Origin of the sequence: Amycolatopsis sp. H20-H5 (assembly GCF_035828755.1) — a bacterium.
Classification (GTDB): domain Bacteria; phylum Actinomycetota; class Actinomycetes; order Mycobacteriales; family Pseudonocardiaceae; genus Amycolatopsis.
The window spans coordinates 3,193-16,627 of sequence record NZ_JAYMZS010000050.1 but is presented as its reverse complement, the minus strand read 5'-3'; the positions used below and the strand labels follow the sequence as shown (position 1 = coordinate 16,627).

14 protein-coding genes are annotated in these 13,435 nt (G+C 69.5%); 7 read left to right on the top strand and 7 right to left on the bottom strand.

Going from position 1 to position 13,435, the window contains the following annotated elements; all coding sequences use genetic code 11:
- Positions 1 to 19 precede the first annotated feature (19 nt).
- From QMK34_RS25395 to QMK34_RS25385, 3 genes are read left to right on the top strand one after another with little or no spacing between them, the layout of a single operon-like run.
- Positions 20 to 1,429: an aldehyde dehydrogenase family protein gene (locus QMK34_RS25395; protein ID WP_326416864.1), complete on the top strand. Its 1,410-nt coding sequence runs from the start codon at positions 20 to 22 to the stop codon at positions 1,427 to 1,429.
- Positions 1,429 to 2,607, top strand: coding sequence for a CaiB/BaiF CoA transferase family protein (locus tag QMK34_RS25390; protein ID WP_326416862.1), 1,179 nt, complete (start codon positions 1,429 to 1,431; stop codon positions 2,605 to 2,607). Before QMK34_RS25395 ends, QMK34_RS25390 begins: the two co-directional genes overlap by 1 nt.
- A gap of 38 nt (positions 2,608 to 2,645) precedes the next feature.
- Positions 2,646 to 3,917: an aminotransferase family protein gene (locus tag QMK34_RS25385; protein WP_326416860.1), complete on the top strand. Its 1,272-nt coding sequence runs from the start codon at positions 2,646 to 2,648 to the stop codon at positions 3,915 to 3,917.
- A 78-nt stretch (positions 3,918 to 3,995) separates the two neighbouring features.
- Here QMK34_RS25385 and QMK34_RS25380 read toward each other — a convergent pair whose 3' ends face one another.
- The 4 genes from QMK34_RS25380 to QMK34_RS25365 form a co-directional block, all read right to left on the bottom strand.
- Positions 3,996 to 4,433, bottom strand: coding sequence for a VOC family protein (locus QMK34_RS25380; RefSeq protein WP_326416859.1), 438 nt, complete (start codon positions 4,431 to 4,433; stop codon positions 3,996 to 3,998).
- Positions 4,412 to 4,618: a hypothetical protein gene (locus QMK34_RS25375; protein ID WP_326416857.1), complete on the bottom strand. Its 207-nt coding sequence runs from the start codon at positions 4,616 to 4,618 to the stop codon at positions 4,412 to 4,414. The genes QMK34_RS25380 and QMK34_RS25375 overlap by 22 nt, the downstream gene beginning before the upstream one ends.
- A 110-nt stretch (positions 4,619 to 4,728) precedes the next feature.
- Complete coding sequence (locus QMK34_RS25370; protein WP_326416855.1) at positions 4,729 to 5,238, bottom strand: GNAT family N-acetyltransferase; 510 nt, start codon at positions 5,236 to 5,238, stop codon at positions 4,729 to 4,731.
- A 29-nt stretch (positions 5,239 to 5,267) separates the two neighbouring features.
- Positions 5,268 to 6,050 carry an IclR family transcriptional regulator gene (locus tag QMK34_RS25365; RefSeq protein WP_326416854.1) on the bottom strand — a complete coding sequence of 261 codons (783 nt, stop codon included), beginning with the start codon at positions 6,048 to 6,050 and terminating at the stop codon, positions 5,268 to 5,270.
- Between the two features lie 666 nt (positions 6,051 to 6,716).
- Here QMK34_RS25365 and QMK34_RS25360 point away from each other — a divergent pair.
- Positions 6,717 to 7,334: a TetR/AcrR family transcriptional regulator gene (locus QMK34_RS25360; RefSeq protein WP_326416852.1), complete on the top strand. Its 618-nt coding sequence runs from the start codon at positions 6,717 to 6,719 to the stop codon at positions 7,332 to 7,334.
- Between the two features lie 100 nt (positions 7,335 to 7,434).
- Here the strand turns inward: QMK34_RS25360 and QMK34_RS25355 are convergent, their stop codons facing one another.
- Positions 7,435 to 8,988 (bottom strand): PH domain-containing protein, encoded by a 1,554-nt coding sequence (locus QMK34_RS25355; protein WP_326416851.1) that lies wholly within the window; start codon positions 8,986 to 8,988, stop codon positions 7,435 to 7,437.
- On the bottom strand, positions 8,985 to 9,497 hold the full coding sequence (locus QMK34_RS25350; protein WP_326416850.1) for a PH domain-containing protein: 513 nt from the start codon (positions 9,495 to 9,497) through the stop codon (positions 8,985 to 8,987). Before QMK34_RS25350 ends, QMK34_RS25355 begins: the two co-directional genes overlap by 4 nt.
- A 183-nt stretch (positions 9,498 to 9,680) precedes the next feature.
- On the opposite strand from QMK34_RS25350, the gene QMK34_RS25345 reads away from it, so the two are divergent.
- Entirely contained in the window at positions 9,681 to 10,604 is a 924-nt protein-coding gene (locus QMK34_RS25345; RefSeq protein WP_326416848.1) for a proteasome assembly chaperone family protein, read from the top strand.
- A 180-nt stretch (positions 10,605 to 10,784) separates the two neighbouring features.
- Positions 10,785 to 11,636 (top strand): class I SAM-dependent methyltransferase, encoded by an 852-nt coding sequence (locus QMK34_RS25340; protein ID WP_442785211.1) that lies wholly within the window; start codon positions 10,785 to 10,787, stop codon positions 11,634 to 11,636.
- Between the two features lie 4 nt (positions 11,637 to 11,640).
- Here the strand turns inward: QMK34_RS25340 and QMK34_RS25335 are convergent, their stop codons facing one another.
- Positions 11,641 to 12,312, bottom strand: coding sequence for a rhomboid family intramembrane serine protease (locus QMK34_RS25335; RefSeq protein WP_326416844.1), 672 nt, complete (start codon positions 12,310 to 12,312; stop codon positions 11,641 to 11,643).
- A gap of 121 nt (positions 12,313 to 12,433) precedes the next feature.
- Here QMK34_RS25335 and pip point away from each other — a divergent pair, with 121 nt between their 5' ends.
- Positions 12,434 to 13,393, top strand: a complete 960-nt coding sequence (gene pip, locus QMK34_RS25330) for a prolyl aminopeptidase (RefSeq protein ID WP_326416843.1) — start codon at positions 12,434 to 12,436, stop codon at positions 13,391 to 13,393.
- Positions 13,394 to 13,435 lie beyond the last annotated feature (42 nt).

Sequence of the window (13,435 nt, the reverse complement as noted above, 5' to 3'; positions counted from 1 at the left end):
CGAGAGTTAGGACTGTCTGATGCGTGAACTCATCTACGTCGACGGCCAGTGGGGCCCCTCGGCCTCGCCCGAGACCCTGGACGTGGTGAACCCGGCCACCGAGGAGGTCATCGACCGGGTGCCCGCCGGGAGCCCGGCGGACGTCGACGCCGCCGTCGCGGCCGCCCGGCGCGCGTTCCCGGCCTGGGCGGCGACGCCGGTCGAGAAGCGGTGCGAGTACGTCGCGGCGATTTCCGCGAAGCTGAAGGAGCGCCACGGCGAGATCGCCGAGACGATCTCGCGGGACATGGGCTGTCCGCTCACCATCTCGCAGCGGGTGCAGGCCGCGCTGCCGATCGCGATCTCCGCCACCTTCGCCGATCCCGCGCTGTACCCGGCGCCCGAAGAGGTCGGGAACTCGCTCATCGTGCGCGAGCCGATCGGCGTGGTCGGCGCGATCACGCCGTGGAACTACCCGCTGCACCAGGTCGTCGCGAAGGTCGCGCCCGCGCTCGCCGCCGGGTGCACGATCGTGCTCAAGCCCAGCGAGGTCGCCCCGCTCGCCGCGTACCTCTTCGCCGAGATCGTCGCGGAGGCCGGGGTCCCGGCCGGGGTGTTCAATCTGGTGAGCGGCCTCGGCCCGGTGGTCGGCGAGGCCATCGCGGCCCATCCGGACGTGGACATGGTGTCGTTCACCGGCTCCTCGCGCGCCGGTGCCCGGGTCTCCGAGGTGGCCTCCGCGACCGTCAAGCGGGTCGCGCTGGAACTCGGCGGCAAGTCACCCAACGTGATCCTGCCCGACGCCGACCTCGCGGCCGCGGTGAAGGACGGGGTGTCCAACGCCTACCTCAACGGCGGTCAGACCTGCACTGCCCTGACCAGGATGATCGTGCACTCCAGCCAGCGTGACGAGGTCGTCGAGCTGGCGGGCAAGGCCGCCTCGGCGTTCACCGTCGGCGATCCGGGCGACCCCGCGACCCGGCTCGGACCGATGGTTTCGGCGACCCAGCGTGACCGGGTGCGCGGCTACATCGAACAGGGCATCGCCGAGGGCGCCACGCTCGTCTGTGGCGGCCCGGAGGCGCCGGACGGATTCGGCACGGGGTTCTACGTGCGGCCAACGGTGTTCGCCGACGTCACGCGTGAGATGACCATCGCGCGGGAGGAGATCTTCGGCCCCGCGCTGTCGATTCTCACCTACGAGACCGAGGACGAGGCGGTCGAGATCGCCAACGACACCAGCTTCGGCCTGGCCGCCGGGGTCTGGTCCGGCGACAAGGCGCACGCCACCGCGGTCGCCAAGCGGCTGCGCGCCGGGCAGGTCACGGTCAACGGCGGCGCGTTCAACCCGATGGCCCCGTTCGGCGGGTACAAGCAGTCCGGCAACGGGCGTGAGCTCGGCCGTTTCGGGCTGGAGGAGTTCCTCGAGACGAAGGCGATCCAGCTCTGATGCGCCCGCTCGACGGAATCAAGGTCGTCGACCTCTCCCGCATCCTCGCCGGGCCGTATTGCACGCAGTACCTCGGCGAGATGGGCGCCGACGTGATCAAGGTCGAACCGCCGGGCCACGGCGACGACACCCGGCTGTGGGGTCCCCCGTTCGTGGGGGAGACGAACGAGGCCGTCTACTACCTCGCGGCGAACCGGAACAAACGCGGGATCGTGCTCGACCTGAAGAGCGAGCGCGGCCAGGACGCGGTCCGGCGGCTGGTGGCCGACACCGACGTGCTGGTCGAGAACTTCCGGCCGGGCACGCTGGAGAGGTGGGGCCTCGACTACGCGAAGCTGGCCGAGCTCAACCCGCGGCTCATCCACGTCTCGATCACCGGGTTCGGCCAGACCGGGCCGTATCGCGACCGGCCGGGCTACGACCTGGTCGCGCAGGCGCTGGGCGGGATCATGGGGCTGACCGGGGAGCCGGACGGCGCGCCCGCCAAGGTCGGGCTGCCGGTCGCCGACCTCAACGCGGGGACCTGGTCGATCATCGCGGTGCTGATGGCGCTGCACGCGCGGCACACCACTGGGCGCGGGCAGTACCTCGATGTGTCCCTTTTGGACACTCAGCTGGCCTGGCACGTCTATGCCGCCGGGGCGCACTTCTACGACACCCCGCGTCCACAAAGGATGGGCTCGGCGCATCCCAGTGTGGTGCCTTACCAGGCCTATCAGGTGTCCGACGGGTGGCTGATCATCGCGATCGGCAGCGAGAAGCTGTGGCGCGCGTTCTGCGGGGTGCTCGGCCTCGAAATCGCCGACGACCCGAGGTTCGTCACCAACGCCGCGCGGGCGGCCAACCGCGACGAGCTCAACGCGATGCTCAGCGCCGTGCTGGTCACGAAACCCGCGGCCGAGTGGCTGAGCACCTTCGACGTCGCCGGCGTCCCGGCCGCGCCGATCAACTCGATCGACGACGTCTACACCGACCCGTGGGCGGCCGAGCGGGACCAGATCGTGCGGCTGCCGCATCCGAGCGTCGGCACGTACGTGGGCAACGGGTTCCCGGTCAAGGCCTCGGACACCCCGGCCAGGCCCACCTCGGCCCCGCCGACGCTGGGTCAGCACACCACCGAGGTACTCGCCGAGCTCGGCTACGGCCCGGATGAGATCGTGGGATTTCTCGAGCTGTGATTTTTCGTGCGGTGATTTTTCGAGCAAGGAGGTCAGTGATGGCGACAGAGCAGCCGGTGAACCCGCTGTGGCACCCGTTCGCGGACATGGGCGCGGTCGACGGCGACCGGATGATCATCACCCGGGGCCAGGGCTCCTACGTCTGGGACGACGAGGACAAGCGGTACTTCGACGCCACCGCTTCGCTCTGGTACGCGAACTTCGGCCACGGCCGCGAGGAGATCGCGCAGGCTGTCGCGGACCAGCTCCGCACGCTGGATTCGTACAACCTGTTCGGTTACTACGCGAACAAGCCCGCGCTGGAGCTGGCCGAGCGGGTGTCCGCGCTGGCGCCCACACCCGGCTCGAAGGTGTTCCTCGGTTCCGGGGGCGGTGACGTCGTCGACACGGCGGTCAAGATCGCGCGAGCGCACTTCTTCCACACCGGACGGCCGGAGAAGGTGCACGTCATCGGCCGGGTGCAGGGTTACCACGGCACGCACGGCTTCGGCACGGCCGTCGGCGGCATCGCGGTCAACGCGCAGGGGTTCGGCCCGCTGCCGGGCGACATCTCCCACGTCCCGTACGACAGCGCCGAGGCACTGGAGGCGGAGATCCAGCGGGTCGGGGCGGACAAGGTGGCGGCGTTCTTCTGCGAGCCGGTGATCGGCGCGGGTGGCGTGCTGCTGCCGCCGGACGGCTACATCGAGGCCGTCGCGGAGATCTGCCGCCGCCACGACGTGCTCTTCGTGGCCGACTGCGTGATCGCCGCCTTCGGCAGGCTGGGCACCTGGTTCGGCATCGACCGGTGGGCGGTGAAACCGGACATGATCACCGTGGCCAAGGGCATCACCGGCGGCACCATCCCGCTCGGCGCGCTCGTCGTGGCGCCGCGCGTGGCCGAGCCGTTCTTCACCGGCTCGCCGGGCGCGCCGATCCTGCGTCACGGCGCGACCTACGCCGGGCACCCGGTCGCCTGCGCCGCGGCGAACGCGACCCTCGACCTCTATGAGCGCGAGGCCCTCATCCCCCGCGGACGCGAGCTGGAGAAGCCACTCGCCGACGCGCTGGCCGGGGCGGCGGCACACCCGCTGATCGGCGAGGTGCGGGCTGGCCTCGGGTTCCTCGCCGCCGTCGAGCTCTCGGCCGACTTGCTCGCCGCGGACCCCGGCGCGCCGGGCAAACTGCAGCGCGCGTGCCGGGCCGAGGGCGTGCTGGTGCGGCCGATCGCCAGGGGCGTCGTGCTGTCGCCCCCGCTCATCGCCGCCGAACCCGAGCTGGACCTGCTCGCCAACGCCCTGCCCGCCGCCCTCGACACGCTCTCCCTCTAGAGCTCTACCTCGATGGTCCCTGAAGGCCACCATCACGGCGTTAAACGCCGTGATGGTGGCCTTCAGGGCACGCTGGGCTCAGGTCAGGCAGAGTTCGTTGCCCTCGGGGTCGGCGATGGTGATCCAGTGGTACGGACCTTGGTTGTTGCGATAGAGGACCTTCGCGCCGAGGCCGGTGAGGCGCTCCAGCTCCGCCTCCACCTTGTCCGCGCCCATCCGGATGTCGAGGTGGACGCGGTTCTTGACCGTCTTGCCCTCGGGCACCAGCTGGAACAGCATCCGCCGGGGCGGTACGCCCTCGGGTGTGTCCGGGTGGTGGATCCCGGCCCCCACCTTCCAGACGAGGTTGCCGCGATGGGTCGTCGTGTCCTCGTCGGACGCGTACCCCTTGCCGATCATCTCGCGGATGAATGCCTCGTCACTCGGCTCGACGACCCAGCCCAGCAGGTCCGCCCACCATTCGGCGAGCGTGTGCGGGTCGGCTGAATCGATCGTCACCTGGAAGTCATACGCCATACCGGGACATTAACCACGGGGACCGACAGTTTCGGTGCCAGCGGGGAGGACTGGTCGCCGGGAACCACGGTGAACCGCCATTTTTCGACGCCGCCGCCCATGATTTCGGCGTAGCGCCGGGCGCCGTCGGCGTTGGCGAACCGGACCTGCTGGCCGCTGGTGAGATGGGTGATCTTGACCGCCACGCTGCCTCCTCGAAGTAGAGGCCGGCCCGCGGAGCTTCCCCCTCCGGGACCGGCTCCGACCAGTAGAACATGTGTTCGAGTGATCACGCCAGGGGGGTCCCCTGCCCGGGTTACCCGAGGCCAGGACGTCGCATGCCGACCCGCGGCCACGCGTCGAGCCCGCGGGCCTTTTCGTGCTCGCGGATGGTGCGCAGGCCCTCGGTCAGCTCCGGTTCGGGGATGATCCGGAAGCCGAGGCGCGCGTAGTACGGCGCGTTCCACGGCACCTCGGCGTATGTCGTGAGCGTCAGCCCGGCCAGGCTCAGGCTCGCCGCCCAGGCGTCCGCGGCCTCGATCAGCAGCCTGCCGAGGCCTTGGCGCGCGTGGCTCGGGTGGACGGAAACCTGTTCGAGGTGGCCGTGGCCGTCGACGACTTCCGCCAGCAGGTACGCCACCGGCCGCTCCTCGGCTCCGGTGGCCACCCAAGCGCGGCTGTCCTGCTGGTACCCGGCCAGTTCCGCCACGGACGCGGGTTCGTCGTCGGCGATCGCGGCCATGCCGAGGCCGCGGAACAGCTCCCCGGCGGCGCGTTCGATCTCCCGCAGTTCGGCCAGGTCTGCGGGCAGGGCAAGTCGGATCATGCCTGTTTTTGTACACCGCCAGGCCGGATTCACTGCACGGCGTAGGAGGAAACGGCTTTCTGGATCCGGCCCGCGTAGCCCTGCAACGCGCTGATCGTGGCCCGTTTGGCCTCGTCCGGGATCCGGGCGGCGGGGCCCACCAGGCTCAGCACCGTCGGCCGGTGCCCAGCGGTGTGGACCGGCACCGAGCAGCCCCACACGCCCTCGTCGATCTCGCCCCAGCTCACCGCGTACCGGTTGGCCGTGACGCGCCGCAACTCCTCGCGCACCCCGGTACCGCGACGCTGGATGAGCGCGGGCAGCCGCCGTTCGCGCTCGGCTTCGGGCAGCAGCGCCAGCAGCATCTTGCCCGAGGCGCCCACGCCGAGCGGCACGGAATGTCCCGGCTGGAAGGTGAACCGCATCGCGCGGTCGCATTCGACCCTGTCCGCGCAGACGGCGACCTCCCCGAAGTGCTGGAACAGCAGGATGGTCTCGCCGAGCTCCCTCGACGCGTCCTCCATCACCGGGCGCGCCAGCCGGGCCAGGTCGTTGGCCAGCTGTGCCGCGCGAGCGAGCGGCATCACCTGGCTGGTGACGTGGTAGCGGCCTGTCCTGCCCTCCTCCAGGAGCTGGAGTTCCTTGAGCAGCGCGACATACCGGTACGTCGTCGCGACCGGGGTGCCGATGGTCGCTGCCAGCTCGGCCACGCTCGCCTCGGGGCGGCGTTCGGAAAACGCGAGCAGGAGCTGGAGCACCTTGCGGGAGCTGCTCGCGCCCGGCGTGCGCCGGGGCGGGACGGGGCCGTCTGCGGGGCGGGCGGCAGGTGTCATCTTGGCCTCTCCGAGGTGCTGACCACGGCACATGGAGTGCACAAGCTAGCATGTCGCGCGACCGCCGGACAGGGTCGAAGTGGCCTGATTTCGGTTGCGTGCCAACACTTTTCCGGCGCGTCAGGTGGTGATGAACCCGCCCGGCGCGAGCACCACAGGCGACTCCAGGTAGAGGTTCCGGCACTCGTCCTGGATCTCGGCGTTGTGCACCTGCAGTGCCAGCGGCCCGGTCCGGCCCGCGGCCTTGCCGGTGAACCTGGCACCTCGAATCTCTTACAGGAGAACGAAGGCGCGGTCAGTGGACGGCACGCGAGGCGCGCGACCCCGGTCGCCTGATCGCCTGATCGCCGACAAGCTGGCTCTGCCTGGTCGGTGGTGCCCCGAGAGGTCCTTTCCGGTGAACATCGAGACCAGATTCGTTTCACCCTAAGGTTTTTCGGCCGCCGAAGCCGGTGGTGAAGCGGCTGTCGCGAGAATCAGGGCGATCAGTGCCAGCCAGGTTCTGCGCACCATGTCTGCCGTCCTTTCACGGACTCGGAGAACTCACGAATACTCGTCGGACGGCGAACCCAGGTTAAGAGCGGCGGCGTCGGCCGGTCAACCCGGCTCGCCCGGATGTGCGCGGTACCCTCGGCTTTCGGGCACCGGGACGGGAAGGCGGCGCGGATGCGGCTCAGTCGTGACGTCGTGCTGGCCGGCGCGCTGCGCCTGCTCGACGAAACCGGTCTGGACCAGTTGTCCATGCGGCGGCTCGCGGCCGTCCTCGGGGTGCAGAACGGTGCCACCTACTGGCATTTCCACACCAAGGCGGAGCTGCTCGAAGCGATGGCGGACGACGTGCTCGGCGACGTCCTCACCGGCTTCGACGCCGAAGGCGTGTGGCACGAGAGGCTCGCCGAGCTGATGCGCCGGTTCCGCACCGCGCTGCTCGCCCGGCGTGACGGCGCGCGCCTGTTCTCCGGGCTGTTCTCCGCCGGGCCGCACGCGTTGTCGTTCGGCGAGACGATGGTCGGCCTGATGCGCGCGGGCGGCCTTTCGGCCCGTCAGGCGATCTGGTCCGGTGACACGCTGATCTACTACGTGGTCGGTCACACCGTCGAGGAGCAGGCAGCGCTGGCGCTGCCCGGCGGCGGTGACGACAAGGTGCGGGAGCTCGCGGCGGCCCTCGACCCGGCGCGCTACCCGAACACCGCCGCCGCGCTCGCCGACATCCCCGCGCCCCACCCCGAAGAGCACTTCGAGTACGGCCTGGCGTTGATCCTCACCGGCCTGCGGACCCCCTGAACCCGCAACTCGTCGACGAGTCGTGGTCTCTTCGTTCCCGAGATACCACGATTCGTCGACGAGTGTGGTCGTTGCGGACGCCGGTTGTCGGCGCGCGGTACTACAACGACTCGTCGACGAGTTGCGGATGAACGCGGGTGAGGAACGGGGTGAGCAGGCCGGGGACGGCCTGGTCGGCGAGCGCGAGGCCGTCGGACTCGCCGAGGTCGAGGACGTTGTAGGAACCCTTGCCCGCCGCGATCGGCGCCACCAGCGTGATGAGCCCCGCGCGCCGCTGGAAGAACGAGCGCTCCAGCACGATGCCGGTGATGCCCTCGCGCCGCAGCGCCACGGTGGTCCGGTCGAGCGAGCCGTAGCTGGTCACCAGGTAGCGCCCGGTCATCGTGTGCCCGAGGTTGCGGTAGCGGTCCCAGCCGACGACCGCCGCGACCGGCAGCAGCACCAGTGCCACCTGCCACGGCCAGTCGGGCAGGAAATCTATCCAGGACAACAGGAACAGCGCCACCGCGAGCAGCGCGACACCGCCGACGGCCCGGCTCAGCCGCCGGTTCAGCGCCCGCCGGGGATGGCGCGTGAGCGGCACGGTCAGCGGGTCGTAGTCCTCGCCGAGCACCACGTCGACGACCTCGTGCACCCGCGCGAGCGGCGCCGGGGGCAGCAGCAGGCCGCCGCCCTTGTCCGCGCTCTTGCCCTCCCACAGCCCGCCCGCGATGGCCGTGCACCGGGCACCGCCGACCGCTCGCAGCGGCAGCGGCTGCTTGACCTCCACGCCCCGCAGCCGGTCCTCCTCGATGGACACCGAACGGGTGGTGATCAGCCCGCGTCGCACGTGCAGGGTGCCTTCACTCTCGCGGGTGAGCCGGAAATTCCAGAACGACAGGACATAGCCGCCCACCGACAGCAATGAGACCGCCACGAGCAACGCCACGGCGGCGAGGACGACGACCAGCCAGGTCGGTGCCTCGGCGGACCGGGCGACCAGCGAGCGCAGCGGGCCGTACTCCACCGGGTCGAAGTGGAGTTCGTGCGCGAAGTGGTAGACGGTCGCGATCATCGCGCCGATCACGGCCAGTCCCGACAGTGTGAACGGCGCGTAGCGCAGCCAGCGCTTGTCGATCGCCGCGACCAGTTTCTCGGAGCTTTCCACCGCGGGCTCGTCTGCGGTGACGACGGCCTTGCGGTGCAACAAGGTCGTGCGCAGCCGCTGCGCTTCGTCCAGCGAAACCGCGTCGAGCAGGAGCTCGTCCCCGCCCGGCCCCTTCCCGTGGGAGTGACGGCCCGTGCCGATGCGCACGGCGGCGAGCTTGAACAGCCGGTGCTTCGGCTCGGAGGTGACGTCGACGGTCCGGATGCGATCGCGGGGGATCGCGCGGTCCTTGCGCAGCAGCAATCCCGTGTGCCACTCGACCTGCTCGGCGGTGATCCGGTACCGCGAGGTGAGCACGTGCGAAATCCCGGCCAGCACGGTCAGCGCGGTGACCGCGACGCCGATCCACTGCCAGCTGTCGCCGTGGCCGAGGATCAGCGCGCCGAACAGCACCGGGAGCGATTTCACCAGGTCGAGCACCGGCCGGATGAACAACATCCGGCGGTCCAGCCGGTGCCACGGCACGTCCACCGGCGCGGCCATGACGACGTCCTCGGGCGCGGTCATGTCGCGTCGCCGCGGATTGCCTGCGTAGCACTGGTCAGCTCGTCCGCCAGCGCGAGGGCCTGCGCGCGGTCCAGCCCGGCGATGCGCAGCGGGCCCGCGGCCGACGCGGTGGTGATGGTGAGTTTCGCCAGCCCGAACAGCTGCTCCACCGGGTCGCGCTCGATGTCGACGGTCTGGATGCGGGAGATCGGCGCGAGCCGCCACTGCTGCTTGATCCAGCCGGACTGCGTGTAGACGGCCTCGCCGGTGACCTCCCAGCGGTGGATCCGGTAGCGCCACCGCGGCATCACGAGCAGATGCAACGGGGTCAGCACGCAGGAGATGACCAGTGTCACCGTGATCCACGTGGGCGCGTCGTCGCTGGTGGTGACGATCACGGTCTGCACAGTGAGCACGATCAGCCAGAAGACGGCCGCCCAGACCGCCCAGTATCCCATCGCCTTGCGGCTCACCTGGTGTTTCGGCGGGCGCAGGCGCAGCACGGTCGTCGCGGAGGTCTCTTCGTTCACCCCTTCAGCCTGCCCGAACCGCAGGTCGGGTGCTTATGTGGGTTGTCATGGGTTTCGCGGTGCCGAGGTGAGTTCGCCGACCGGTGAGGGCGATACCATCACGCCCATCACCGGGGAATGGATTCGCCGCCGGGGCGTGTTGCAACCGGGAACGGCTGTACCAAGCAAGAGCAGGAGGACCAGGTGGCGTTGGATCCGGAGGATCTGTACGAGGTGGACTCGGACGTCCCCGACCTGGACGGGGCGGTACTGCTGCACTTCTTCGACGGGTTCATGGACGCCGGTTCCGCTGGCAAGCTGGTCGCCGAGCACCTGCTGAGCGAGTTCGAGCATCGGGTCGTCGCGCGGTTCGACGTCGACCGGCTGATCGACTACCGCTCCCGACGCCCGACCATGACCTACTCGATCGACCACTGGGAGAGCTACGACGCGCCCGAGCTGGTCGTCCACCTGCTGCACGACGCGGACGGCATCCCGTTCCTGCTGCTCACCGGCCCCGAGCCGGATCACGACTGGGAGCGGTTCAGCGCCGCCGTCCGCGGGCTCGTCGAGCGCTGGGGCGTCCGGCTGACCGCCGGTTTCCACGGCATCCCGATGGGCGCGCCGCACACCCGCCCGCTCGGGGTGACCGCGCACGCCACCCGCAACGAGCTCGTCGGCGAGCACCGCCCGCTGCCGAACCGTATGCAGGTGCCCGGCAGCCTCGCCGCTCTGCTCGAGTTCCGGCTCGGTGAGTGGGGCCACGACGCCGTCGGTTTCGCCGCGCACGTCCCGCATTACCTCGCCCAGTCGACGTATCCGAGCTCCGCGGTGCTGGTGCTCGACGCGCTCACCAGGGCCACCGGGCTGAACCTGCCCGACACCGAGCTGGCCGAGGCTGGCCGCCAGGCGGACGCGGAGATCAACCGCCAGGTCGCCGAGTCCGACGAGGTGGCCGAAGTCGTGCGGGCGCTGGAGCGTCAGTACGACACCTTCGTCGAAGCCGCGGGCAAGGAGAGCCTGCTCGCCGAGTCCGTCGAGCACATGCCGACCGCTGAGGAGCTGGGCAGCCAGTTCGAGCGGTTCCTGGCCGAGCAGCAGGGCCCCGGCGAGACCCCCGAGCGGTAGGTGTCCCGGCTTCGCTGGAAAGCGCTGGTTCGATCATGGTGAATCTGCTTTCCTCGTGGCGGTTTAACGGGTCGTCACGAGGGTTTTCCAGGATGGAAACCCGGCTTCTTCGCGCGGTTTAACATCCTATGGGGAGAAGGGCGTTTCCGGTGCCGCGAACCGTTGGGCTATCGTCCCCGGATGACTGGGACCGTAGTCGATCAATCCACCTGGAAGACTCTTCGCCGGGCGGCACGCCGTAAGGTTGGCCAGGGGCTGTACAAAGTGGCCGCGCGCATTCAGGATCCATACACCGAACAGTTGAATCAACTGAACCAGCTGGCCGTCGAACTGCGGGCCGAGGTCATCCGACAGGGTGATCGTTGCCTCGATCGGGTGGTCGAATTCGAAATCCGCAGCCGTCGCGACATCGTTTACGCGGGCGACCAGGACGCCGCCGTGGAGAGCAACCGGTTCGCCCGCGAACACTTGATCGGGGCCAAGCATTTCGCCACCCCGCCGGAAACGCTGGAATACGCGCTTTCGCTGGCGCCGAGCGGCGGAATGACGTTGGAATTCGGGGTGGCGACGGGAAACACGCTGCGCAAGATCGCCCAGGTTCGCGGGGGCGAGGAGGTCTACGGGTTCGACTCGTTCGACGGCCTGCCCGAACCCTGGCTCAACGGCATGCCCGCCGGCGCTTTCGCCCGCGACGACCTGCCCGACGTTCCCGGCGCCGAACTGGTCGTCGGCCTGTTCGCGGACAGCCTGCCCGGCTTTCTGGCGGAGCACCCCGGCCCTGTCGATTTCCTGCACGTGGACGGGGATCTCTACAGTTCCGCGAAAACCGTGCTGGACCTGGTCGGCCCGCGGTTGCGGCCGGGCAGCATCGTGCACTTCGACGAGTTCTTCAACTATCCCGGCTGGCAGCGTCACGAGTACCAGGCCTGGATGGAACACATCGAGCGGACGAAGGTCCAGTTCACCTATGAGGCGTACACCTACTGCGACAACCAGGTCACGGTTCGTATCACCGAGGTCCCCGAGAACTGATTTCTCAGGTGAGGGTGGGTGGCGGGGTGAGGCCGGGCAGCGTCGCCGTTTCGGTGCTGTCCGGTTTGGGGCGGCGTTCGCGGAAGAGCCAGCCGCCCAGCACCCCGCCGACGAAACCGAACAGATGACCCTGCCAGCTGACGCCCGTCTCGCCCGGCAGCAGTGACGCGAACTGGTACGCGAAGCACAACGCCATCACCAGGCCGAGCACGATGTCGATCAGGTGCCGGTCGAAAAGGCCGCGGACCAGGATGTAGCCCAGGTAACCGAAGACCACGCCGCTCGCGCCGACGGTGACCGAGTCCGGCGACAGGAACCAGACGCCGAGCCCGCTGGCGACGGCAATCAGCACCGTCACCCCGAGGAACTTTTTGACGCCCCGGTACGCCGCCAGGAAGCCGAAGATGAACAGTGGCCCGGAATTACCCTCGATGTGCGCCCAGCTGTAGTGCAGGAACGGCGCGGTGAAGATCTCCGGCAGCGAACCCGGGCTCCGCGCCTCGATGCCGTACTCCCGGCTGAGGTCGTAGCCGTCGAGCGCGTTGACGACCTGCAAGAGCCAGAGCACCGCGAGGAAACCGACCATCACCCAGAGTGCCTTGCGGGCCTCAGCGATCATCGCCGCCGGATCACGGGCCAGGCCTCTCGCCGAGCCCTCGCCGCCGTTGCCGCTCATGTTTCCCCCAGGTCGGTGCGTTGGTGTTCGGGACACTAGCGGAGAGGAGTGACAATTCGGGTAATGTAACAGTGCTGTTGGATAGTGCTGTTGGATACTGGGTCGACCCGAAGGCGGAGTGATGGCGGAGCGGTACCCGGAAATCGAGCCCTACGAGCACGGAATGCTGGACGTCGGCGACGGCAACCTCGTCTACTGGGAGACCTGCGGCAACCCGGAGGGCAAACCCGCGGTGGTGGTCCACGGCGGGCCGGGCGGCGGTTGCGGCCCGGGTCTGCGCCAGTACTTCGACCCGGCGAAGTACCGCGTCGTGCTGTTCGACCAGCGCGGTTGCGGCCGCAGCACGCCGAACGTGCTGGACCCGGCGACGGACATGTCGGGCAACACCACCGAGCACCTGCTCGGTGACTTCGAACTGCTGCGGGAGCACCTCGGCATCGAGAGCTGGCTGCTGTTCGGCGGATCGTGGGGCTCGACGCTCGGGCTCGTCTACGCCGAGCGGAATCCCCACCGGGTCACCGAAATCGTCCTCGTCGGGGTCACCACGGGCCGCCATTCGGAGCTCGACTGGATCACCAGGGGGATCGGCATCCTGTTCCCGGAAGCGTTCGAACGCTTCCGGGACGGCGTGCCCGCGGCCGAGCGCGACGGCGACCTCGGCCGGGCCTACTCGAGGCTGCTCGAAGACCCCGACCCGGCGGTGCGCGCGAAGGCCGCGAAGGATTGGTGCGACTGGGAAAACGCCATCCTGATGGTCCAGGCGGACGACGTGCCGTTGCCCCGGTTCGAGGACCCGGACCACCGCTACGCGTTCGCCCGCATGGTCACCCACTACTTCGGCAATCGCTGCTTCCTGCCCGACGGCCTCGTGCTGCGGGAGGCGGCCAAGCTCGCGGGCATCCCGGCGGTGCTGGTGCACGGCAGGCTCGACCTCAGCGGGCCGCTCATCACCCCCTGGGAGCTCCTGAAGGTGTGGCCGGACGCCGAGCTCGTGGTCATCGAGGGCGGCGGCCACAGCTCCGGCCCCGGCATGTCCGAAACCCTCGTCGCCGCGACGGACCGCTTCGCCACCCGCCCCTGACCCCCGCCTCCACCAGAGCGTGCCCCTGAAGGCCACCATGAC

Bases quoted from the DNA above. Each gene is read 5' to 3' on its own strand.
- QMK34_RS25395 (WP_326416864.1), top strand. From the start codon at position 20: ATGCGTGAACTCATCTACGTCGACGGCCAGTGGGGCCCCTCGGCCTCG.
- QMK34_RS25390 (WP_326416862.1), top strand. From the start codon at position 1,429: ATGCGCCCGCTCGACGGAATCAAGGTCGTCGACCTCTCCCGCATCCTC.
- QMK34_RS25385 (WP_326416860.1), top strand. From the start codon at position 2,646: ATGGCGACAGAGCAGCCGGTGAACCCGCTGTGGCACCCGTTCGCGGAC.
- QMK34_RS25380 (WP_326416859.1), bottom strand. From the start codon at position 4,433: ATGGCGTATGACTTCCAGGTGACGATCGATTCAGCCGACCCGCACACG.
- QMK34_RS25370 (WP_326416855.1), bottom strand. From the start codon at position 5,238: ATGATCCGACTTGCCCTGCCCGCAGACCTGGCCGAACTGCGGGAGATC.
- QMK34_RS25365 (WP_326416854.1), bottom strand. From the start codon at position 6,050: ATGACACCTGCCGCCCGCCCCGCAGACGGCCCCGTCCCGCCCCGGCGC.
- QMK34_RS25360 (WP_326416852.1), top strand. From the start codon at position 6,717: ATGCGGCTCAGTCGTGACGTCGTGCTGGCCGGCGCGCTGCGCCTGCTC.
- QMK34_RS25355 (WP_326416851.1), bottom strand. From the start codon at position 8,988: ATGACCGCGCCCGAGGACGTCGTCATGGCCGCGCCGGTGGACGTGCCG.
- QMK34_RS25340 (WP_442785211.1), top strand. From the start codon at position 10,785: ATGACTGGGACCGTAGTCGATCAATCCACCTGGAAGACTCTTCGCCGG.
- QMK34_RS25335 (WP_326416844.1), bottom strand. From the start codon at position 12,312: ATGAGCGGCAACGGCGGCGAGGGCTCGGCGAGAGGCCTGGCCCGTGAT.
- pip (WP_326416843.1), top strand. From the start codon at position 12,434: ATGGCGGAGCGGTACCCGGAAATCGAGCCCTACGAGCACGGAATGCTG.